The sequence below is a fragment of the Mycobacterium hackensackense genome (genome assembly GCF_025822555.1).
Taxonomy (GTDB): domain Bacteria; phylum Actinomycetota; class Actinomycetes; order Mycobacteriales; family Mycobacteriaceae; genus Mycobacterium; species Mycobacterium fluoranthenivorans.
Genome location: NZ_JACKUC010000030.1, coordinates 632495 through 655552, shown reverse-complemented (window position 1 = coordinate 655552; position 23058 = coordinate 632495). Strand labels below are relative to the sequence as shown.

General features: G+C 60.7%; 20 protein-coding genes. 15 read left to right on the top strand and 5 right to left on the bottom strand.

Annotation, left to right across the window (positions count from 1 at the left end; genetic code table 11):
- Nucleotides 1–98: 98 nt before the first annotated feature.
- The 6 genes from H7J86_RS12605 (at nt 99) to H7J86_RS12580 (ending at nt 5554) form a co-directional block, all read left to right on the top strand.
- Nucleotides 99–593 carry a hypothetical protein gene (locus tag H7J86_RS12605; protein WP_267291343.1) on the top strand — a complete coding sequence of 165 codons (495 nt, stop codon included), beginning with the start codon at nt 99–101 and terminating at the stop codon, nt 591–593.
- 595 nt (nt 594–1188) lie between these two features.
- Nucleotides 1189–2034 (top strand): hypothetical protein, encoded by an 846-nt coding sequence (locus H7J86_RS12600; protein ID WP_267291341.1) that lies wholly within the window; start codon nt 1189–1191, stop codon nt 2032–2034.
- Between the two features lie 164 nt (nt 2035–2198).
- Nucleotides 2199–2531 (top strand): hypothetical protein, encoded by a 333-nt coding sequence (locus H7J86_RS12595; protein WP_267291339.1) that lies wholly within the window; start codon nt 2199–2201, stop codon nt 2529–2531.
- Nucleotides 2532–2621: 90 nt separating this feature from the next.
- Complete coding sequence (locus H7J86_RS12590; protein WP_267291337.1) at nt 2622–3833, top strand: glycoside hydrolase 5 family protein; 1212 nt, start codon at nt 2622–2624, stop codon at nt 3831–3833.
- Between the two features lie 28 nt (nt 3834–3861).
- Nucleotides 3862–4086 (top strand): hypothetical protein, encoded by a 225-nt coding sequence (locus H7J86_RS12585; RefSeq protein WP_267291335.1) that lies wholly within the window; start codon nt 3862–3864, stop codon nt 4084–4086.
- Between the two features lie 43 nt (nt 4087–4129).
- Entirely contained in the window at nt 4130–5554 is a 1425-nt protein-coding gene (locus H7J86_RS12580; protein WP_267291333.1) for a lipopolysaccharide biosynthesis protein, read from the top strand.
- Between the two features lie 38 nt (nt 5555–5592).
- Here the strand turns inward: H7J86_RS12580 and H7J86_RS12575 are convergent, their stop codons facing one another.
- Nucleotides 5593–6684 (bottom strand): glycosyltransferase family 4 protein, encoded by a 1092-nt coding sequence (locus tag H7J86_RS12575; RefSeq protein WP_267291331.1) that lies wholly within the window; start codon nt 6682–6684, stop codon nt 5593–5595.
- A 615-nt stretch (nt 6685–7299) separates the two neighbouring features.
- Between H7J86_RS12575 and H7J86_RS12570 the strand changes: the two genes are divergently transcribed.
- From H7J86_RS12570 to H7J86_RS12550, 5 genes are all read left to right on the top strand, one after another.
- Nucleotides 7300–8277 (top strand): class I SAM-dependent methyltransferase, encoded by a 978-nt coding sequence (locus tag H7J86_RS12570; RefSeq protein WP_267291329.1) that lies wholly within the window; start codon nt 7300–7302, stop codon nt 8275–8277.
- 253 nt (nt 8278–8530) lie between these two features.
- On the top strand, nt 8531–9421 hold the full coding sequence (locus tag H7J86_RS12565) for a polysaccharide pyruvyl transferase family protein (protein ID WP_267291327.1): 891 nt from the start codon (nt 8531–8533) through the stop codon (nt 9419–9421).
- Between the two features lie 31 nt (nt 9422–9452).
- Nucleotides 9453–10643 carry a glycosyltransferase family 4 protein gene (locus tag H7J86_RS12560; protein ID WP_308204841.1) on the top strand — a complete coding sequence of 397 codons (1191 nt, stop codon included), beginning with the start codon at nt 9453–9455 and terminating at the stop codon, nt 10641–10643.
- Between the two features lie 414 nt (nt 10644–11057).
- Nucleotides 11058–11891: a glycosyltransferase gene (locus tag H7J86_RS12555; RefSeq protein ID WP_267291326.1), complete on the top strand. Its 834-nt coding sequence runs from the start codon at nt 11058–11060 to the stop codon at nt 11889–11891.
- Nucleotides 11892–11945: 54 nt separating this feature from the next.
- On the top strand, nt 11946–13274 hold the full coding sequence (locus tag H7J86_RS12550) for an O-antigen ligase family protein (RefSeq protein WP_267291324.1): 1329 nt from the start codon (nt 11946–11948) through the stop codon (nt 13272–13274).
- Nucleotides 13275–13375: 101 nt separating this feature from the next.
- Here H7J86_RS12550 and H7J86_RS12545 read toward each other — a convergent pair whose 3' ends face one another.
- From H7J86_RS12545 to H7J86_RS12530, 4 genes are all read right to left on the bottom strand, one after another.
- Complete coding sequence (locus tag H7J86_RS12545) at nt 13376–15094, bottom strand: AMP-binding protein (RefSeq protein WP_267291322.1); 1719 nt, start codon at nt 15092–15094, stop codon at nt 13376–13378.
- Between the two features lie 108 nt (nt 15095–15202).
- Nucleotides 15203–16504, bottom strand: coding sequence for a sugar transferase (locus tag H7J86_RS12540; RefSeq protein WP_267291320.1), 1302 nt, complete (start codon nt 16502–16504; stop codon nt 15203–15205).
- Nucleotides 16505–17758: 1254 nt separating this feature from the next.
- The gene (locus H7J86_RS12535; protein ID WP_267291319.1) at nt 17759–18391 is read right to left on the bottom strand and encodes a GAP family protein; all 633 of its coding nucleotides are present in this window, start codon (nt 18389–18391) and stop codon (nt 17759–17761) included.
- Between the two features lie 7 nt (nt 18392–18398).
- Nucleotides 18399–18935: an arsenate reductase/protein-tyrosine-phosphatase family protein gene (locus H7J86_RS12530; RefSeq protein WP_443677658.1), complete on the bottom strand. Its 537-nt coding sequence runs from the start codon at nt 18933–18935 to the stop codon at nt 18399–18401.
- Nucleotides 18936–19047: 112 nt separating this feature from the next.
- Here H7J86_RS12530 and rfbA point away from each other — a divergent pair, with 112 nt between their 5' ends.
- The 4 genes from rfbA (at nt 19048) to H7J86_RS12510 (ending at nt 22900) form a co-directional block, all read left to right on the top strand.
- Nucleotides 19048–19917: a glucose-1-phosphate thymidylyltransferase RfbA gene (rfbA, locus tag H7J86_RS12525; RefSeq protein ID WP_267291317.1), complete on the top strand. Its 870-nt coding sequence runs from the start codon at nt 19048–19050 to the stop codon at nt 19915–19917.
- On the top strand, nt 19917–20915 hold the full coding sequence (rfbB, locus tag H7J86_RS12520) for a dTDP-glucose 4,6-dehydratase (protein ID WP_267291315.1): 999 nt from the start codon (nt 19917–19919) through the stop codon (nt 20913–20915). The genes rfbA and rfbB overlap by 1 nt, the downstream gene beginning before the upstream one ends.
- A 2-nt stretch (nt 20916–20917) precedes the next feature.
- Nucleotides 20918–22351, top strand: coding sequence for a sugar nucleotide-binding protein (locus H7J86_RS12515; RefSeq protein WP_267291313.1), 1434 nt, complete (start codon nt 20918–20920; stop codon nt 22349–22351).
- A gap of 195 nt (nt 22352–22546) precedes the next feature.
- Nucleotides 22547–22900 (top strand): hypothetical protein, encoded by a 354-nt coding sequence (locus tag H7J86_RS12510; RefSeq protein WP_267291311.1) that lies wholly within the window; start codon nt 22547–22549, stop codon nt 22898–22900.
- Nucleotides 22901–23058: the final 158 nt, after the last annotated feature.

The following is a 23058-nucleotide window of genomic DNA, read 5'->3' as shown; positions in this document are numbered from 1 at the left end:
CGGTCACTGCCCGTTTGACGCTGCTGTCAGATTTGTCGTCAATTTCCCGTGTCGCGACGGTATGCTCGGGCCGCATACACGGCGATGGGAGTAAATCGGTGTCGGTAAAGGTAACTGCCGGTCGCGTCGCAATTCTGATCGCGGCGTTCGCTTCCACCATGCTCACTTTGAGCGGCGGGATCGCTCACGCAGATGCGTTGGCCGGCCAAACGTATGCTGACGCCACCCAGACCGCATCCGGGTGGGGAAGCAAACTGATCATCTCCACCGTGGTCGGCGGTTCGCTGCCCACCGACCAGTGCATTGTCACGTCCTCGCAGAAGGCTCCGTCTGTCAGCGGTGACAACTTCTCTCACCGGACCGGATTTCTCGTCGCGTTGAATTGCGGCGCAAAACTCGCGAGTGGTGGTTCTTCTGGCAACTCCCTGATGACCCCAGAAGGGCAAGCCGCGAAGAAGGATCTCAGGAGCGTGGACTGGATCAACACCACGCCCGAAGGCACGCAGTGGTGCACGTCGAATGTCAAAGACTGCAAGACTTTGTGCGATCGGACGGAAAGTTGCTCGGCCGAGACGCTTTCGTCATTGGGTTAGCGACAGCTATCACCTGACGAGGCCGAAGCGTTCATTGGCACAAGGAAGACGGATTCGATAAGCGTTGCTGACGATGCCGAGCGATCCATCTGGGACGGTCGTTCACCGAGTTTTTCCCGCTGTGGGTCGGACCGCTGGGCACTTACTGATTGCGCGGGTTCATCCCAGCGAGAGTCGTTGGCTTTTCCCAGGAATGCGCCGGGAATGCGCCGGTCCGATTCGACCGGACTACCCGCCGACGAGTGTGGGACGCAGTGCATCGCTCAGCGGGACTCAATGAGGCCATCGCTGAGTGTTGCGGTTGCATCTGGCTCCCGGTTGGGGATGATCATTGCATCACCGTTCGCGCCGACGTCGGAGAACGCACTTCGACAGATTTGGTTAGCAGAGAGTAGTACTGGTGCAGATGTTGGACGCGACGGACAGGGCCTGACCTCGATCGCCCGAGCCTGGGCCTCTCACTTTCCCATCAGTCACAGCAACCGCCGACGAGAAGGACTGGCCTAGTGAAAGCAACCACGATATGAGTTGGGACATTTCCCGCAGGTCCGTCTTGGGGGCTGCAGGAGCGGCAGTCGCAACCGCAGGAGCGAGCATGGCATTGAGTTCCTGCTCGCGCGAAGAAGATTCGAGCCCACCGAGCGACGAGGAGTCGCTGCTTTCGACTGCCCGGGCTCCGCAACGCAATCCCCTTCGCGGCACGGTGCTCTTTCATGACACCTTCGATGACGGCTTCAACGGCTGGCGAGACCACTACAACGGCCGTGGCCCTGCGACAGCCCTTTCACTCACTTCTTATCCCGTATTTTCCGGAAGTCACGCCCTGATGATCGGTTGCTCGGCGGCACCCGACGACGGATATACAGACGGCTGGGCTCCTGCGAATGCGGCTGCTTTCAAGAACCTATCCCGTTATTATGACGCGCGGCTGGTGACGTTCTCGTGTTATATCGCTCATGGCGCGGACGATTCGGCAGCGTCGCTCGGGGGATTCTGGCTGATGATCGATACTCAGTTCTGGGATAACTCGAAGCGCTCTTTCTTCAAACTGCAGGTGAGCCGGAAAGCGGCAAGTGAATCGCGCACCCTTTCGATCTCCGACAATAACCAAAAATGGGTCGATGTCTATGGTGGCCCTGATTTGGTGGCTGGGGACAATGAGAATAAGTTCAACTTCGACTGGCTCAGTCTCACCGTGGATTTGGACGCAAACGATGGAGCGGGTGGTTACCATTCGTGCCAGGTAAACCGTCGGACGTTCGACTTGACGAAGCTCAGCGGGGGTAGCGCCAACGAGAACCCGCAGCGTGGCGGCGCGATGTCGTCGTTCGCGGGTGGGCTCAACTTCGGGGTGGCAGCTTTTCCCGGGCCGCCGGGGACGGGCGAATCGTTTATCGTCATTGACCAGGCCGTGGCCACCGTCAATGAGGTGACAGGCTGATGCTGCGGTTCTCGAAGACTCAGATTCTCGTTTCCTCGTCGACGACTGACGGTCTAGGCCAAGGACCTATTCGGCCTGCATCTGCAAAAGGTCGTATCAGCCTCGCCCAGCCGGGGCACCCCATGGACTTCGGGTGGGCGGAGACTCTGACGTGGGTGCTAGGCGTGGAGTCGGTCACCGGTAACCCGGCCACCTGGTCACTAGGAGTGACGTTTCAGTATTGCCTCGACAACATGGACGGTTTTCAGTACACGAAGAACCGTTGGTATGACCTCGCCCCTGAGAACGTTGTCTCCGACATCGCCGAGGGTGTGCCGTGGCATGGCCCGAACTTGCCGGTGCCGACGGTGGCCAATGAAACATCGATCCTGCCGATCGCGGTGAAGCGCACCATTCGCAACCATCCCCGGCGCGTCCGCGTCCTGCTCGATCCGCAATTTGCCGGTGGCGAGAACCCCGGTCTCTACATAAATCTTCAAGTGACGCCCAGAACCTAGGCTCGGGTTTCCGTATTGGGAGTAACCGGGTTAAACGTCGTTAACGAGAGTGGTGAGCTGGGTATGCGACTTGCTAAAGCGTTCGCAACCGTGGTTGCGGTGCTGTTGGCGGGTTGCTCGCTAGGCCAGCAGGCGGCAGCTCGGAACTTTCCGCAGCCGAGTTCGTCGATCTCCGGAGCAAGCCATGCAGTGGCGGAGTTCATCCCGGATAGCGACGTCTCTGATGTGAACAACACGACGGGTCGGCCCTACTGGCATGCTGCCGACTGGGCATTGGGCAGTGGCAATTCGACCCCTGCGGGCGGCGCCGGCGGTGCTGCACGAGTTACTTCGGTGCCCGCAGTGGCGGGGTTCGGCACCCTCATCCCGGGAATCAAGGTGAAAGGGGGGAACGTTGTCGTCAAATCCTATGGCGGATCGTGGGGCGGTCTGTTTTCTGAGTGGGACTGGGACGACTGGATAAAGCCACAGGTTGACCGTGCGCGGGTGCTAGGCATGAACACGATACGACTCATTGGCAACCCCGGCATCATCTTTATGGCCGCGGGAGAAAACTATCCTGCCATTACCTTGGAGCAGTACATCGCCAGGTGGCGGCAACTTGCTGACTACACAAAGTCGGTCGGGATGATGCTCTACCCGGCTTTGTGCGAAAAATGGGCATTCTGGGACGGTACGACCTTCGATTTCGCGAATGCGGATCGAATCGATGCGATCAAGGCAGTGGCGAAAGCGCTCGCTCCGTATCCGAACGTCATCGGGTTCGACGTTTTTCAGGAAGGCTCCGGTAAGGATGACGGGTTGACGGTGAAGAACGTTCTTGATCTATACGGCGCGATCAGGTCAGTCGCGCCGGGGATACCGCTTACCACATCCAACTCGTCAGATGGTTTCGGAAATCCAGAGGATTTCTGGTCCGACCAAAACTCGATTCAGTATCAAGCATGGACGGCGAACGGCGGGGCTGATTTTGTCGATATCCACGTCTATTTGGACAACATCGACGTCTCGAAACTCTCGAATTTTTCAAGTCTGGGTAAGCCGATACTCGTGGGTGAGTTCGGAACTCCGCAGTCTTTGACGCCCGCAGAGCAGGTGGGTCGCATTGTCAGCGGAAAGGACCTGCACAATCTGCCAGGTGTACTCGGGTCGATAGTTTGGGGCCTTGCCGATCAGGGGACCGCAGATATAGACAAGATCGGAATTTGGGACAACAGTGGCTTCTCGCAGGGTAGTAGTCCGCTCTCCACCAAAACCGGACAGCGGACCAGCCTGACCGATCTCCTCAGCCAGTTTGACTAGCCACGTTGAGAATCGGAATGTTGACTTGGTGAGCGCGACCCCGCCCACTTCTTCCCATGAGTATGAGCTCAAATCTGGGATGCTCGTTGTCGAACGTGATCCCGTTTTGATGATCCGCTATCGCGTATGGCGCCACGGGGTGGTTGTTGGCGCACCGCTCGACAGGAATCGGCGGACAATCGAGATGAAACGTCAACGAAGCCGCTCGGTCGACTTCACAGATCAAGGCGATCTCGATGTCTCAACCCACTGATCAGGTGCGATCCACTTCCGCGACAAGAGCGGGAGCGGTCACGATGGTTGGCCAACTCGTCAAGGCTCTGGTGCAGTTGGTGGGGTTGGTTGCCTTCTCGCGACTGTTGAGCCCGTACGAAATCGGCCTGATTGCGATGTTGGCCGTCTTTGTCATGCTCGGGGAGTTACTCCGTGACTTTGGGTTGTCCCAGGCTGCAATCCAAACTTCCAAACTGACTCACGGTCAGGCGAGCAACCTGTTCTGGACGAATACGCTTGTCGGCATCGTGATGACAGCAACGCTGTCGCTGGCGGCACCTGCGGTCGCGAGCATGTACAGCGAGCCCGTCCTACGGGATATCGCGCCGTTCGTTGCGCTGGCTTTCACGATCAATGCACTTCAGGCCCAGTTCCAAGTTCGCTTGGCGCGCGACTTTCGCTTCGTCGCACTGACCATCACCGATACGACATCGCAGGTCATCGGCCTCGCCGCAGGGGTCGCCGCCGCGGTGGGCGGCGCGAGCTATTGGTCGCTCGTCATCCAGATGCTGGGCACGTACGGTTCGCTGCTCCTCCTGCGGATAGTTGTCACTCGTTGGTGGCCCGGGCACCCGCGTCGTGAGCCCGGAATGAAAGCCCTCTATCTGTTCGGCGTTCACTCCGGGGCGTCCCAGCTGATCAATTACGCCGCATCGAATACGGACAGCTATCTGATCGGTGTCCGCTGGGGGGCTGGTCCGCTCGGCCTCTACAACAGGGCATTTCAGATATTCTCGGTTCCGGCGAACCAACTCCTGGCACCCCTGACCAACGTCGCCCTGCCACTGCTGTCGCGGAAACACCACGAAGGCAACGATTTCTACCCCCTTCTGTGGAAGGCGCAGGTCGTTCTCTCGGCTTCTCTGGTGTTCGTCTTCACGCTGACGGCCTCGCTTGCCGAGCCGTTGGTGCACGTCGTCCTCGGACCGAAGTGGGCTGCATCTGCTCCACTATTGGCGATTCTGTCGATTGGCGGTGCGGCGCAGGTCCTCAGCTACGTGTCCTATTGGGCATTTCTTGCCTCAGGAAATGCGAAGCAGCTGTTCTACTTCAGTCTTGTCACCAAGCCGATGCTTGTCGTCTGCATCCTTGTGGGGTCGATCGGCGGAGTTCAGGGTGTCGCCTGGGGATTCGCGACCGGCTTGGCGATGTCCTGGTTGATCAGTCTTGTCTGGCTTCAGCGTTGCGATTCCATGCCCGCATGGAAATTCCTGCGCACCGGCCTTCATGTGCTCTTGTGTGGCTTCGTAGCGGGCGGAACCGTGCGCGTGGTCGCCACGCAATCAGGCATGGACTCAACCGTTCTCACCCTCGGCGGCGGATTCGTACTCAACAGTTGCATCTACCTTTCTCTGCTGCTGTTCAGTACACCCACGCGAAAGCTGTTGGCCGACGTCCTTGGTCGCGCTCTCACCAGGGTGCGACACCGTCGCATGGGACGGCGTTGATTCCCGGATACCCTCTGGAGCAGGAGGCCACGGTCACGTCAGCGGGCAGTAGGCGACACGCTGGCGGAACCGCCGCTCTTGATGGCGTCGTACACCGCGGCGAATCCAGCTGCCATCGAAGAGGGGGAAAACTGTTCTCGTCCGAACTCCCATGCTTCGCGTCCAGCTTGGGCACATCGCTCCGGGTCATTGAGAAGCTCGACCACGGAACTCGCGTACTCGTGCGTGTCGAACGGACATACCACCTTCGCCAAATCGGGCAGAAATTCCTGCACTTCATCGATATCGAACGCAAGTATCGGACGTGAAAAGGAGTACGCGTCGAGTATGACCCCGGATTGAGTCATGGATAGGTACGGAGTGAGCACGAGTGTCGCCTCGCGGAAATACCGCTCGACGGCATCCTCCTCGATGAAGTGGTCGTCCAGATGGACATTCGGGCACGCTGCGATTCGAGCGATGAGTTCGCCTGGCAGATCCTTGGACGGTTGGCCGGCGACGGTGATCTTGATGGTGGGATCGAGTCGGTAGACCTCGTTGAAGATATCGGGGTACATCTCGCAGCCCTTGTACAAGTTCAGCCGACCGAACACGAGGGCTCGCTTTGATGCACTGGCATCGGCGGCCTCGTAGTCCCTCCACCGTTTCAAGCCGAGCGGAGCCCGGACAATACGACATGTGGGCCGGAGGAACCGCTCCGTTTGCGATCGCGCTGTCTCGGAATGGACGATGATCGCATCTAGTCGGCGTTGGATGGCCTTGTGGTAGGCCACGACACCTCGCTGGACCGAGTCTCCGTCGTGTCCTATCGGATCGTGGAACGTGTGTACCCATCGGGTGTGGATGCCTCGCCACCTCACTTGTTGCAGAAGCAAGTAGTTCCACACGTGCTTGTTCACAAAATGGATGACATCTGGCTGCACCCGTTGGATGAGCTCTGCTACGACATGGAGCGACTTTTTTGACGACCACAATGATGCAATGGAGGGGCGTGGCGTTGCCGGCGTATCTACGACGATGTTTCGCGGGCCCAGGTCATACGGACTTCGCAGAGTCGTGGAACCGGCAGTCCACACATCGTGGCCAAGGGAAGCAAGCTCGTCGCTGGCGCTGTAAAGGTACTTCTGCATCGTTGGCAGGGTCGAAAACGAGATCAGCAGTACCTTCGCCAAATTTCTCGGACCCTTTCATCCGGTCAAGCGACCCGTTCGGCTCATGGCGGATACGTGAAGCCACGGCGCGACGCGATGCTCACAGGAGTGTAGAGCTACTACTCGATATTTTATGGGCTACGGCGATCGATCGCGACTCCCGATGCGGAAATCCGACCCTGTGCGTGGCGCCGGAATGTCGAATCAAAAATAGCTGCGATCTGCCCGGGGATCGAATAAGCCATGTTGAGAATCTGGCAACGCGGCAGTGGAATGTGCTGAAGACGATGAACCGCGTTTCCGTATTCGCATAAACGTGCAGCCGGGAGAGCTGCACTGCACAATGTTCGTCTCCAGCTTTCGCGCGTGAGGCAGCCGAGATACCCTCCATCCGGGAAACTATCGCGATACGCTGACCCATACGCCACCTTTGGGGAGATCTGAACCTACCGCTCCCTCAATATACGTTGCAGGACAACCACTTTCACGTCCTTTTGGCCGCTTCGCATGACATTTCTCGCCTGAATCAAGCTAGACTCCACGCAAGCGAATCGGCGGTTCATTGAACGTCGCGCACCTGATCCAGGAGGGCTGTTGAAGATTTTCTCCAAGCAGATGGCTGAGCGGCTTGCACCGGCTGCCGACCTTCTGATTTCGCCGCTTGTGTTCCTGTGCGCGGTTGTTCTCGGATTCGTGCGCCGCGCAGGAGTTGAGCGTCTTCCGCGAAGTAGGTCAATGCTCATCCGAGCGGGCTGCTTCCCGCTGCGAGATCATTACTACGAACCATCTTTCGACAACGAATCGTTGCGGGATTTGTTGTCAAAGGACAGGCCGCTACCGGGTATCGACTGGAATGTGGCCGACCAACTCGGGCTATTGGCATCGTTCGCGTATAGCAGCGAATTGGCCGGCTTACCCAGGGACAGTGCACCGGGCTACGAGTACTACCTCGAGAACAGCTCTTTCGAGTCCGGGGATGCCGAGTACTGGTACAACCTGATTCGGGTCAAGAAGCCGAAGCGAATCATCGAGATCGGCAGTGGATTTTCGACACGCCTGGCTCGGCGCGCGATTGCGGCGAACGTGGCCGAAGATCCGGGGTACGGATGCCAGCACGTGTTGATCGAACCGTACGAGCACGACTACCTGGAGAAATTAGGCGGAGACGTCAGTGTCATCCGTGAGAAGGTGGAGGACTGCGACCTGGCGATCTTCGACGATCTTCACGAAGATGACATCTTGTTCATTGATTCGTCGCATGTCATCCGACCCGGCGGGGATGTCGTGGTGGAGTACCTGGACATCCTTCCGAGGCTCAAGCCGGGTGTGATAGTCCATATCCACGATATTTTTTCGCCGAAGGACTATCCAGCCGAGTGGCTTGTCGACGAAGTGCGGTTCTGGAACGAGCAATACATAGTCGAGGCTTTCCTCACTTCGAACAGAGACTGGAAGATCGTTGGCGCTCTCAATTTCCTGCGTCATAACCACTTGGATCAACTGAAGGAAAAGTGCCCGTTCTTGACCGAGGAGCGGGAGCCAGGATCGTTCTACATCCAGAAGGTTGGATGAGCGGTGCATCCGACACCGAGTCGTCGTACCTCCCGCAGCTCATCGGGACCACGTCTGCGGCCGGCGGTTCTCTGCACGCCATCCAGTCGGACAACGGTGTAAATGACTGCAGCAGTTCAGAGCTGGATGCGCGTCCACGCTGACCTTATCCGTACGCGATCTTTGAAGGCCCCCGGAAGCGGCCTGGCCGCTTCCCTACAGAGAGTGCGACCATGACGCCAGCAGTCGACGAGTGTGAGCCGGACGATCGCATATGAAGCTCTTCTGGTGGTCGCCGCGCAGGGATGTGCGCGCTGCATGGGTCGAACTGAGGTCGAACTCCGCGACATGGATTCGATTGCGAGCCGGCGGAGGCAGGCTGCTTTCGAACTTCGGTGATGAGATGTCACCGCTTGTTTTTCGTTCCCTCGGATATGACGTCACGTGGGCGCCACTCGACTCGGCTGAGGTGACAGGCATAGGTTCGGTCCTCGACCTGTACATGTGGGCGCGAAAGCCGACTTCGTCGGTCGTGTGGGGCTCAGGTTTGCGGACGGTCCCGACGCCCGAAACGCGAGATGCCGTGCTGGGATCGGTAGGAAGATTCATCGCGGTCCGAGGACCGAAAACCCGGGACGCGCTTGGGCTTCCTTTGAACACCACGCTCGGTGATCCCGGCCTTCTCGCACCCGCGTTGGTCGACGGGTTCAAGTTGCGGCGCGGTTCGCGCGCCGTTGTCGTCCCGCACTATCGCGTCTGGGCGAATCCGCAGTCCCGGGGTCACTTGAAGGCCTTGTCCGCGCAGGGGTGCCAGGTAGTCATGCCGAATGAGCATCCGATAAAGGTGGTGCGTGCCATCGGCAGCGCTGCGATCGTCTACACCTCGAGCCTGCACGGCCTGATTGTCGCTGATGCACTTGGTGTGCCGGCAGTGTTGCTCCGATTCTCGGGGCCACAGGACTCGGGCGAGCCCGAGTTCAAATATGCGGACTATTTCGAGAGTGTCGAATCAACACCCCACTGGATTGACGTCCACGAGATCGCCTCCGGGCGAAGAGTATTGCTGGACCAGATCGAGACGGAGTCAGAGGCCCGGCAGCGGTTGGCTGCCGCTCTCAGATCGGGCCTCGAGGAGTCTGCTTGCCTGTTGTCGGGCGCGCTATGAGAACGGGTGCGGCGGAAGTGTTCATCGACGTATGTGCCTCGCGTGCCAGGATCAGCCTTCTGTGACAAGGGTCCTCCTCATTTCGCCGTTTTCCCCGCTGGAGTCTCACGACCATGCGGCCGCTGACTATATGGGGCCTCTGGTCCATGAACTCGGCAAGCTCGTCGACTTGCACGTGTACGCGCCCACCACCTGCGTAACCCGGCCGTCGGTGGTAGCTGGGGTCAACTTCCACGCTGCGTCCCCGGCGCGTGGACGACTGACAGCAGCGGCTGGTCTGTACCCATACCATTTCCGGGAATCGTGGAGCCGAGAATCAACGCGCGAAGCGTTGCGCATTGTGAAGCAGATCGATCCCGACGTTGTGCACATGGAGTACATCCAGCCGGCCGAGGCTGCACTGGCAATCCGAGACGTGCCTGTGACGATCACGCTGCACGACTTGGTCACCCGCGCCTACCGACAGTCACTTCGGTCGCCTTGGTACACGCCCCGCGGGGCCTTTGAACGTGTAGAGCTTGCGCGATTCGGGTTCTGGGAACGAGCCGCTGTTCGGCGTGCTGCGCATGTCTTCACGCTCTCGGAGAATGATGCAAAGGACGTGTCGCATCTGGCGCCGTCTACTTCTTCACCGAGAATCGGTATCTCACTGGACGTACCGGCTTGGTCGCGCGTCGAACGCGACGCGCCAGTTCTGCTGTTCGCGGGCGCTATGTGGCGTCCCGCGAACGTCCTTGCCGCAGAGTATCTGGCGAATGAGGTTCTTCCGCTGGTTCGTCGCGCACACCCCGACGCGGTTCTCCGGGTCGTCGGCGCGAGGCCGAGAGACTCGGTGCGAGAACTCGCGCGTATCCCAGGAGTTGACATCGTCGGGGCGACGGACGACTACTACGGGGAGTTCGGGCGCGCTGACGTGGTCTTGACTCCCTCGATGGTTGAGGCCGGTGTGCTGCTCAAATCGCTGCATTCCCTCGCGGCGGGTGCACCGACCGTGCTGAACTCATTCGCAGCGCGGGGACTCGAAGGTCTCGACTGGGGGAACGACGCCCTAGTTTCTGACGACGCAGGGGAGATGGCGGAAGCGGTCACCCGGGTTCTCGCCGACGCCTCGTTCGCCCGAGCCCTTGGAGCCGCGGGCCGGCGCTTCGTCGAGCAGCACCATTCGTGGTCTTCTTTTGCCCGAGAGTATGCAAGGGTCTTCCGCGAATTGGCGGCAAAGTGAGTGACCGATCGACATTGCGATAAGAGGAGGGCCCTGCCTGGTGATATGTCGATTCGGACGAGCCAACGAGGCACGGGTGCAAGAATTTCAGCATATTCCGGTGCGCGGCACGGCCTGTATTCGATCGCAGAACTCATCCTGCTCCATACGTCGCACCGCCACTGAATCCCCTATTCTCAAGTCACGTGGAACCCTCGTGGATATTCGGCCGAACGTGTTTGGAGCGCATGCAATCTTGACGAACTTGGCACCGAGGTCTGGTGGGCCTGGCGCTCCGGCCGTGGACGTTGGCTCGCTCGCCCTCCAGGCCGACCGCAGGGGCGCACCTGAGGCACGTCGTGTTGCGCGCGCACGTCGGTGTGTCAATTCCGGCCTAACAGCCACGTGTGGTTCCACAGCCCGATGAACAGTCCAGTGGCGATCGTCGTGGGGTTTCGTTCAGAGACGGTGATCGGCGAGTGTATTAATGCTCTGCTTGCGGTTCCGGATCTACGCGTCTTTGTATGGGATAACTCGCCGGACACAGCGACACGGTCAGTGATCGAGGAGTTCGGCAGCGATAGGGTCACCGTGCTGTCCGACGGTCTGAATCACGGCTTCGGCGGCGGGGTCAATCGCGCCGTTGCCGCTGCACATGCAGCGATTGCGGAAGACATCAGTCTTCTCGTGGTCAATCCGGACTGCGTGGTCACGCCTGAGGTGGTCGATCGGCTTCATACTCGTGTCACTGGGGCGGATGATGCCGGCATGGTGGCGCCGAGAATGCGATATCCGGATGGTCGCGCGGGATTCGCCGGCGGCCCTTGGCCATCGCTACTGAAAGAGGTTGCCGCAGCGACTCGGCTGGATGACCTGTTGCCAGTCGGACTCAGAAACAAGATCCTTGCGGGCGGGGGAAGAATTCTGGGGAGGCGGAACACGCTTGCGGATGGTTTGAGAGAAGGATCCGAGCTGGAGGTGGACTGGGTTTCGGGCTTCTGCTTCGCAATTCGGTCCGAATTGTTCGTCGCGGTCGAGGGATTCGACGAGGATTATTTTCTGTACTACGAAGATGTGGACCTGTCACGTCGCGTGAAGGCCAGAGGCTATCGAAATCTCATTCTGCGCGATATCGAGGCGCTTCATTATGAAAGTACATCAACCCGCGGCGTGGGAAAGTCCAAAGTCTATTGGAAAGGCTTCGCGACGTATTGCGCAAAGCACAAGTCCAGAAGTGCGGCCCGGATCGCAAGTTTGCTGGCCTCATGAACGATCGCCAGGATGTGGTCGTGATGTGCCTAAAAGGCCGGGGGTGTTGACTCCATGACCGTCGTCTATGTGCTCGCTGTGGTGTTTGCCCTGATTTTGGTACGCGGACTGCAACGAGGTCCCGAAGAAAGCTCGGCGATCACCTTGGTGTTTGTCGTCGCGGTGTGCTATCTCGCGCCAGTTTATGTTCTCTACCTGGGCGATGTGTACAAGCATGTCGACATTGCGCCGTCCTCCATCGGTGTGACTTCAGTAATGATTGCCGTCGTCGCGGCACTACTGATCAACCTTGCTGGGCGGTTGCACTTTCCGGGAGCTTGGCTTCTTATGCCGGCGATAATTTGGCTTGCGGCAGGTACCTGGCTTTCGTGGGGTAGGTCGGACGAGCATGACGCTGGCCTGGCGCACTTGGGTGTGGGGTTTGCCGCTTGGCTTGTCGGGACGTCATGTGCGTATGCCATACGCGCCGATCCGCGTGTCCGCGAGCGTGCCGCGATGTACCTGACCGGACTACTCGGGATACAAGCTGTGGTGGTTGCCGGACAGGCGATCGGGTTTGACATCAACCCGATGAGCGCTGAGGAGCTCGCCATCCTCGATGGGCGCTACAACGGCCTTCTGAATCATCCCGGACAGCTGGCCAACGCAACATTGATGATCTTCGTCCTGATCCTGGCGCTTCGGGATACGGCCGCTTCGTGGCGGAGCGGCCGGACGTCGTTGATCTTCGCGCTTGTCATGGGAATCTGTATCGCCGCTGGAAGTCGAGCTCAGATTTTCGGAGCCCTTGTCTTGCTTATGGGTTGGGCGTTCTTTGCCTATGGGCAGCGGGCTCCGCGAGGCAAGAGGTTCGGCGCGTTGGGCATCGCGATAGTCGGGCTCGTTGCGAGCTACCCGGTACTACAGCGAAGGTTCGAGGAGGATCCGACCGGTGGTGGTCGCAGTGTTCTCCAGGAGATCGGGTTACAAGCGGTGATGGATCATCCTTTTGTCGGGGTGGGGCCGAACAGCTACGTAAGTGTCGTTGGGTTGTCAGACGCGCTGACAGCGTCGGGTGTGCCTGTGCACAACGCCTTCCTGCTCGCGGCGGTGGAGATCGGTGTCATCGGCGCGGTCGCGCTGTGGTTGCCAGTGCTCTGGACGTTCGTCCGGGGATTTCGCCTGCGCAAACAGGCCGGGATCGTTCATGCGCCGGCCGCGGCAGCGGCTGCCTTTCTCATCCCGTTCGTCATCAGCACCTTCACGGGATGGGGCCTGCTGTCTGACCCGCTGTACGGTCTGCTGATGTTGGTGATGGGGGCGATATACGCTCTGATGTTCCCGCTCGGCGGAGATGAGGAAGTACTGAAGCCGGCAGTTCTGCAACGTCGCGCGCGATTCTGACGCAGGCTGCAGCGCCAGGCGCGTAATCACCACGGCGGCAACGCGCTAAATCGCCGCCAAGGTCGAGCAGCACGTCGCCGGTGTCACACGTCGCCAACAGTTCACGGCGCAGCGTCCAATCGCACGAACTGCCCTTGCCGATGCTGTTCGATGCAGGCGGCGCGGCGGATCTTGCCGCTGGTGGTGGTCGGGATCGAGCCGGGCGCCACCAGTACGATATCGGCGACGTGGAGTCCGTGTGCGCGGGAAATCGCTGCGGTCACATCACCTTTCACCACGGTCAGGTCGTCGGAACCGTCGAGTTTCTTCAGCTCGATGACGGTGACCAACTTCTCGGTCTGCTCGTCGGGCACCGCGATGGCTGCCACCCGGCCACGGGTGATCTGCTGGACGGTGGCTTCGATGTCTTCGGGGTAGTAGTTGCGGCCGCGCACGATCAGCATGTCCTTGATACGTCCGACGATGAACAGGTCGCCTTCGGAGATGAAGCCTCGATCGCCGGTGCGCAGCCACCCCGTCTCGGGGTCGTCCGGCGGCGCGTCCGCCAGCGTCGCACCGAATGCGGACCCGGTCTGCTCGGGCTTGCACCAGTAACCGGCGGAGACGTTCTCGCCGTGGGTCCAGATCTCGCCGATGATGCCGTCCGGACAGAGTCGGCAGGTGTCGGCGTCGACGATTCGCACCAGCGGCGAGATTGGCATCCCGTACCTCATCAGGGGTGACCCACCCGGGCTGCGGGTCGCGATGCCCTCGACCAAATCCTCGGCGGCGAACTCGACGGCTTCGGGCACACGGCCGCTGTTGCCGCTGGCCACGAAGACTGTCGCCTCGGCGAGTCCGTATGAGGGCACCATCATCTCGGGACGGAAGCCCACGGCGCTGAACCGCTCGTTGAACTTCACCAGGGTGGGCGGATGGATCCGCTCGGCCCCGTTGATGATGCCGAGGATCCCGCTGAGGTCGAGATCCGACAGGTCGGCATCACCGGCGCGCCGTGCTGCGAAATCGAACGCGAAGTTGGGTGCGGCTGACCACGCGTACCTGGGCCGAGACAACGCCTGCACCCAGCGCATCGGATTGCCCAAGAACGCCAGCGGGCTCATCAGGTCCGCCGCATGCCCGGCGAAGATGGGCCCCGCGATTCCGAGCATCAAGCCCATATCGTGGTAAAACGGCAGCCACGAGACCAAGTTGGTGCCGTCGGGGAGCACGCCTCCGTGCTGGGCGAAGTAGTCGGCCATCAACTGCTCGTAGTTCGCCTGCAGGTTGCGGTGGCTGATCATCACGCCGGCCGGCAACCGAGTCGAACCCGAGGTGTACTGCAGATAGGCGGTATCCGGGCCCTCTGCCGGTGCGGAGTTCGTGGGTGCGGGCCCGTCGAGATCCAGGGTGTCCACGGACACCACCGCGATCATGGCGGCACCGTCATCGACGTACTGGGTGGCGAGGTGGGCGACCGCCGAGGTGGTCAGTACGACCGCCGGCGACGTGTCGGCGACTACGGCGCTGACCCGCTCATCATGCGAGCCGGGTACCGGCACCGACAGGGGCACAGCGATGAAACCGGCCTGCATGGCGCCCAGGAACGCCACGATGTAGTCCAGGCCCTGCGGGGCGATGATCAGTGCCCGGTCGCCGGGGGACCCGTACTGCTCGAACTCCACGGCCGCGTTGAGCGTGCGGCGGTGCACCTGCGCCCAGGTCAGCGTCTCAGCCACACCGGCCGGGTTGACGTCATAGTCGGTGAAGGTGAAGGCCTCGGCGTCGGGAGTCGCGATGGCGCGTTCCTGGAGCAGGGTCAGGAGGGACGCGTTTGGCATGGTGGTCAGGCTACTCAACGGCTTGTACGGTCACCCGGTGGTGGCCCCGCCTACCTGTCCGACTGACTCAGGTCGCACTGAGACGGTGTGTCGGTGGAGGGAGCTCGCTTACCGGGTTGATCGCTCGCGATACAGCACCACCGCGCGGAACGTCCGGATGATGATCTTGATGTCGAGCCACAGCGACCAGTTCTCGATGTAGAAATTGTCGTACCGGGCCCGGTCAAAGATCGAAGTATCGCCTTTGAGACCACTGACTTGGGCGAAGCCGGTGAGACCCACCTGAACCCGATGCCGATAGGCGTACCGGTCCACCTCGGTGGAGAACTGCTCGACGAAATGTGGCCGTTCCGGTCGTGGACCGACAATGGTCATATCCCCACGGAAGATGTTCCAGAGCTGGGGTAGTTCGTCGATCGACGTGCAGCGCAGGAGCCGTCCGACTGGGCCTACGCGGTTGTCTGAGGCCACATTCCAACGGGTTTGTGACTCTGCTTCATTCGCCGGGCGCATCGAACGGAACTTCAGCAATTCGAACTGCTTTCCGTCTCGGCCGACGCGGACCTGGCGGAAGATGACGCCGGGTCCGCCCTCGATCCGAACCGCGATGGCCGCCGTGGCCAGTACGGGCATCAGCACGATGAGCGCAATTGTCGAGACCACGATGTCGAACACTCGCTTGATCACTCGCGTCGGTCCCTGCAGGTTGGGGTTGCGGATCCGCATGATGGGAATGGAGCCGATCTGGTCGGCCATACCGGTCTGGGTGTGGAAGTGATGCATCCGCGGAACGATCAGCAACTCTGCTGACAGACATGCCGTGGTTCTCACGGCTGTCATCAGCGCACGTTCCTCAAATGAGCCGTCGGCGATCAGGAGCGTGTCCGCGCCCGATGTCACAACGGCCATATCCAGGTCGGCCAGCCGGCCGAGGCGCTTGAGGTATTTCTCGGCCGGGCAGATGTCGCAGTCATCGACGAAGCCCTCGACCTTGAGCCCGTACTCAGGGTGTTCGGCGAGAGTTCTGGCGAGTTCGGATGCCGCCACACCTCCGCCGATGAGGACGGTGTGGTGTCTGGTCAGCCCACGCCGTCGGCTTGCGGCAATGAGACGTGTGGTGATGAGCCGCCCGAGCACGACGAGCGCGATAGCCTGCGCGGCCGTCTCAAGGAAGGTCAGCACCGAGATCTTCTGATGCGTATAGAGGATCGCGGTGGAAACCACGGCGGCTGCGGCCAGTAACCGCGTGAGAATCGTGGGGAGCTCGTCCAAGACACTCAAGTGCAGCGGCGCGGTGTATTTGGTTCCGCCGGTGAGAAGCAGGATTCCAAGAATGGTGAAGGCAAGCATCGAGAGGATCTGGGGTGGCCGCCATGCGAGTGGCATCAGCATCATCGCGAAGTCGATCACCGGAACCACCATGTATCCCCGGATACGGCTGAGGAGTGGCCTACTCGGCGCAGTCTTGTCGATCTGCTGCGGTTCGATGTCGGTGGTCGGGAAGAGATTCGTCCTCGGTGCGGCGGCACGTTCCCAACGGGTATGCGGCGGTTCGACTGTGCCCGCGGCCAGTTTCTTAACCGCGACTGCGGCCCTTACGGTTTTTCCGGCGGCGGGGACACGCGCAATCGCGTCAGCTACGTCCGTCACTTACCCGTCCGTTCGAAGTCAGCAAACAATTTATCCTCCGAATGATCTTGCGTATACCGACGCTGAGGCCGATATCTTGCTGACGGCGCCGTCAATGGGAGCAATGTTTCATGAGTGGGTATGCGATAGCGAGCGTCCTTGGAGCCATCGCCTAAGGGGCGTTGTGAAAACTCGATGTGGAATTTGCTGGATCGCGGTGAGCGCGTGACGTGCAAGGTGAGGCTACATCTTGCGTCCGTCATGGCACTGTTCCCATCCTTTCCGCAGTTCAGAAGGATACTAATGGGCCCGCTCGGGGTTTGCACAGTGAATTATTAACGTTTCGGAAGATAAATGTCGACCCCTGTCGCCGGAACATGAATGTGACAGTAAAAGTCCAGTTCAAAGCCACTTTGACGGCTTCTGTGGCGTGCCGGTCGGTACCTGCACCGGCGGTGGGACGGTGCGCGCAATGCAGAGTCTTTTATGTCCTTCTAAGTTTGCTGAATTATGTTCCTATTGGCCGGTTAACGGTGGGTTGCCGTCCCTCGGGACTATTCGCGGACATTCGCCGAGGTTGCTCGATAACGCATCGGTTGAATCACTTCGTGATGCCTTCCCGTATTGGAGCAAAGCGGTCGGCACGGCACCGCTCATGGGACAACCCTTCCTGCTATCGGTTGTGCAGCGACTTTCTTGCCTGATCGGAGCTGAATTGTGGATGCGGTGAGGGGGTCACTCGGGTGAACACGGGCAGCACGCACGGCGATGACCCCTGGAGTTGCTGGAGATCGTGACTGTGAGGTTGCTGAACGGATCTCGCAGTTGCCGTATGTCATGAGGATCGTGATTGTGCGACCGGTGCCGGACGGTGTGCCGGCGCCGGCCTGCAGCGCACGGCATGTAGCCCGCACGTGGTACCCCGTGCGGGTGAGCGGTACGTGGGCGTGTGCGGGTGGGCGATCGTGAACGAGACGTAAATTTTGGTGAGCGACGCTGTGCATGTCGTAGTTGTCGGACCCGCAATGCTGTGGCTCAGACGCCCGACAACCCCGCCAGCAGCAGCGCGGCGCCCACTACGGTCAGCAGACCTGCGACTTCTCTGCGTCGACGCGCGCGGATCCAGTCGTTCAGAGCGGTCATCACCGCACCGGTCTTGGCCGGGGCGACCAGATAGGCGATCAGTGGAATCTCCACAAGGGCGAATGCCACGCCGTTGAACAACACAAGGGCGCCCAATTGCGCAGACGTGCCGATCCCCGATGCCGCAATGACGGCAAGGGCCGCCAGATAGTCCACCGAGGGAAGGGCAATCCCGAGCCCGGCGGTTCCCGCAACCCACAGAGATTCTCCCTCCAGCAGTCGCGTCATCCACGCCGGAGGTGTTCTCGTCTTTCCTGGTATCACCGCCAGAGCGAGCGCGGCGACCAGCGCCATCGCGCCGATGGCGATCTGGACGCGGGGCAAGGTGAAATGCTCCTGCGGCAACCGCTTTCCGATGACGAAAAGCACTGTCACGCCGGTGGCCAGGCCCATCGCGAACCCGCCGGCCAGAAATGCGCCCAACTGAAGGTGTGGGCGGGGACGGTTCAGCATCACGACCGACATGCCGATGCGGAAGGGTTCCAAGCTGACCGCAACGGCCATGACCAGGAGGGTCAGCCACATGTGATGGCTAGTCGCTCGGTGAATCGGAGGAGCGCCGGCACAGTTCAAGGATTGGGGTGAGCAGTTCGGCGATGCGAGCCCCCACCGCCGCGAAGTACTGCCGATCCTGCCCGATCGGGTCGGCGATATCAGCCGCCGCCCGGCCGGCCAGATGGGGACGCAGCGCCGCGAGGTCGGTGACGGTGGGCGGCTCGTACTCGGCGGCCAGCAGTGCGGCCTCGCTCAGTGTGAAGGTCTTGCGGAACTGCCGCGGAGCCAGTTCCAGCACGTCGTTTCTATGCGCCGCGGTCATGGTGAGAACCAGGTCCGCGTCGTTGGCGACAGGCGCGGTGAGGTGTCGTGCCACAAATCCGGATGCGTCCCCACCCAGTTCCTCCAGGACTCGTGCGGCGTCGGCGTGCATGGGATGCCCGATGAGAGCGCGCGTACCGGCACTCGAGGTGGCGAAATCCGGGATCTGCAGTTCGGCACCACGCGCTGCGGCGAGTCGCTCACCTGTCGGCGATCGGCAAATGTTGCCGGTGCAAACGAAGAGGATGTGCAGATCAGCCCCCGATTCGGTCTGGTGAAAGGTGCGGTTTTGCTGCTCGTGGATCAAGGCATCCACCGGTGCTCCAAAGTTAGCCCACCCGCTCCTGCTGTGCCACGATGGCCGCGTGAAAGGGATAATCCTGGCCGGCGGTTCGGGAACACGTTTGCACCCGATCACTTTGGGTGTGTCCAAGCAGTTGATCCCGGTTTACGACAAGCCGATGGTGTACTACCCACTGTCGACGCTGATGCTGGCCGGTATCCGCGACATCTTGGTCATCACGACGCCGCATGACGCGCCGAGCTTCGAGCGGTTGCTGGGCGACGGTTCCCGATTCGGTGTGTCGATTAACTACGCTCAACAGCCGTCGCCTGACGGACTGGCTCAGGCGTTCACGATCGGCGCCGAATTCCTCGGCGGTGACAGCGTTGCGTTGGTGCTGGGCGACAATCTGCTCTACGGGCCCGGATTGGGCACTCAACTTCAAGCCTTCAACGACATCGACGGCGGGGCGATCTTCGCCTACTGGGTGGCCGAGCCCGGCGCCTACGGCGTGATCGAGTTCGATCGCGATGGATTGGCGGTGTCGTTGGAGGAAAAACCGAAGGCGCCCAAGAGTAACTACGCAGTTCCGGGACTTTACTTCTATGACAATGACGTGGTGGCGATGGCGAAGTCCCTGAAGCCAAGCGCGCGTGGTGAATACGAGATCACCGATATCAACCGGAGCTACCTCGAACAGGGACGATTGCAGGTGCAGGTGTTGCCGCGAGGAACAGCTTGGCTGGACACCGGGACTTTCGATCAGATGACCGACGCCGCCGAGTTTGTTCGTACCATGGAGCGACGCACCGGATTGAAAATCGGTGCTCCTGAGGAAATTGCTTGGCGGCAGGGATATTTGACCGATGACGAGCTACGTGAACGGGCCGAATTGCTGGTGAAATCGGGCTACGGGACGTACTTGTTGGGTCTGCTCGACAGGGGCCACTGATGACACGGTTGCTCGTTACCGGGGGTGCCGGATTCATCGGGTCCAACTTTGTCCACTACGCCGTCGAACACACCGACCATCACCTCACCGTTCTTGACAAGCTCACCTACGCGGGCAACCGCGAGTCGCTGGCGGGCCTGCCGGAAGATCGGGTGTCCTTTGTATTGGGCGATATCGCGGATGCCGCGTTGGTCGACGACTTGGTGGGATCGGTCGATGCCGTCGTCCACTACGCCGCGGAGTCACACAACGACAACTCCTTGAGTGATCCGCACCCATTCATGCACACGAATCTGGTCGGCAGCTTCACGCTCCTGGAGGCGGCGCGCAGGCATAGCGTTCGGCTACACCATATTTCGACCGACGAGGTGTACGGCGACCTGGAACTCGACGACCCGGCACGTTTCACCGAAGCCACTCCGTACAACCCGTCCTCGCCCTACTCATCGACGAAAGCGGGCAGCGATCTGCTGGTTCGTGCCTGGGTACGGTCCTTCGGGGTGGAAGCCACCATCTCCAACTGCTCCAACAACTACGGGCCCTATCAGCACGTAGAGAAGTTCATTCCCCGTCAGATCACCAATATTCTGCGCGGCGTGCGCCCGAAGTTGTACGGCGAGGGTCGAAACGTGCGGGACTGGATTCACGCCGACGATCACTCGTCGGCTGTGCTGACGATCCTGGAAAAGGGGCGCGCCGGTGAGACTTATCTCATCGGCGCCGACGGCGAAAAGGACAACAAAAGCGTCATCGAAATGATCCTGACCTTGATGGGTCAACCCGCCGACGCGTTCGACCATGTCACCGACCGCGCAGGGCACGATTTGCGTTACGCCATCGACTCGACCAAGTTGCGCACCGAACTCGGCTGGCGGCCGCAGTACCAAGATTTCGAGAGCGGTCTGGCCGCGACCATCCAGTGGTACCGCGACAACGAATCCTGGTGGGCGCCGGCCAAAGACGCGACCGAAGCGTTCTACGCTCGCCTAGGCCAGTAACCGTGACCGAGTATGGAAAGGCGCTGCGCTGCAGTGCGACTCCGATTCCCGGTCTGACCGTCTGGGACCTACCGGTGCACGGCGACAACCGCGGTTGGTTCAAGGAGAACTGGCAGCGCGAGAAGATGGTGGCTGCCGGGCTGCCCGACTTCGGGCCGGTGCAGAACAATGTGTCGTTCAACGATGCAGTCGGCACTACCCGCGGTATCCACGCCGAGCCCTGGGACAAGCTGGTCTCGGTGGCCAGCGGTCGGGTTTTCGGTGCGTGGGTCGACCTGCGCACCGGCCCCTCCTTCGGGGCGGTGTTCACCACGGAGCTGGATCCATCCCGGGCGGTGTTCGTGCCGCGTGGTGTCGGCAACGCGTTTCAGACCCTCGAAGCAAACACCGCCTACACCTATCTGGTCAACGACCACTATTCACCGGAAGCCACCTACACGTCGGTAAACCTCGCAGACGACACGCTGGCCATCGCCTGGCCGATCCCGTTGGAAACGGCCGAGTTATCAGCCAAGGACCGTGCCCATCCGAGGCTGAGCGATGTCGTTCCGATGCTGCCGCGCAAGACGTTGGTCCTTGGCGCGAACGGGCAACTGGGCCGGGCCTTGCGCGACGTGTACGCGGATGTCCCGTACGTCGACTTCGCCGGGCGAGACGAGGTGGACCTCGCCGCCGCCGACTTCGACCAGGCATTCCGGTGGCGTGACTATGACACCGTTGTCAACGCTGCGGCGTACACCGCCGTCGACTCGGCAGAGACACCTCAGGGGCGTGCTGCAGCCTGGGCGACGAACGTCGCGGGCGTGGCCGCATTGGCGCGGATCGCCACCGCACACGGACTGACCCTTGTCCACATCTCGAGTGACTACGTATTCGACGGCACCACAGAGCGGGCCTATCGCGAAGACGATCCGCTTGCTCCGCTGGGCGTCTACGGTCAGACCAAGGCCGCAGGCGACCAGATCGTCACCACAGTTCCTCGCCATTACATCGTGCGGACATCATGGGTGATCGGCGACGGACCCAACTTCGTCCGCACCATGGTGGGTCTCGCTGAGCGCGGCGTGAACCCGTCAGTCGTCGATGACCAGTTCGGGCGGTTGACCTTCGCCTCCGAGTTGGCCGGTGCCATCCGGCACCTGTTGCAGACGTGTGTCCCGTACGGCGTGTATAACGTGACGGGCTCCGGGCCGGTGACCTCATGGGCGGGTATCGCGCGTCGGGTGTTTGCGCTGGCTGGTCATGATCCGGATCGGGTGACCGCAGTGAGCGCCGAACGATACTTTGCCTCAATTGCAGGTCCTGTCGCACCTCGGCCGCGGAATAGTGTATTGGACCTGGCAAAAACGTATTCCGCTGGATATCGGGCAACCGACTCTGACGAGATGCTGGTCCGTTATGTGTCGGGTGTAGATCAACTCCGCGGGCAGCGCTGACCAAAGATAGCGGGGCCTTGGATATCGGCATTCCGCATAATTTGCTTAGCCGTAGAAACATCCCTTCACCTGCGCTCTTTCGTGTTGACAGGGGGCGCAGGGTCTGGGATTCTTTTCTCAAGTTCCTTGACGGAAGGCCATGAGAAAATGTCCGCTATCGCGACACGTTTTTCCAACGCAACGACCAAATTTCAGGTGGGAGTCGCAACCTGCGCCGTCGCGGCAGCTGCCACTCTTACTCCGGCGATTGCCGCCCAGGCCGATATCGCCACACCGGCCCCTCTGGCCCCGGTGACCCAGGTTATCGACAACATTGCTCAGGACAACTGGTTGCAGAATCAGCTGTGGTGGATCGGTACCGCGAATCCGAACCCGCCGGCCCAGACCACCGTGCTGGTGTTCACACCGTTGTCGTTGATCCCGGGCTTCCTCAAGCCGATCTACAAATCGATCACGGGCGGACTGAACTTCCAGGTGTGCCTCTTGGGGGCAAGCGCGAAGATCGGGCCGTACGGCACGTTGACCGTCTCGTTCGGTAGGGGCTGCTAGTCCGCAGACCGCCGCACTGGTCAGTAGGGACACATCAGCCGTCCCGTTGATGCTGCAGTCAGATAGGCCGCAGCCCTGAATGGGAAGGCGATGTCCGCTGAGCGACTCTTCGAACGATGAAGATCGAGTGGAGACTGACGGCGCGCCACGGTTCGAAC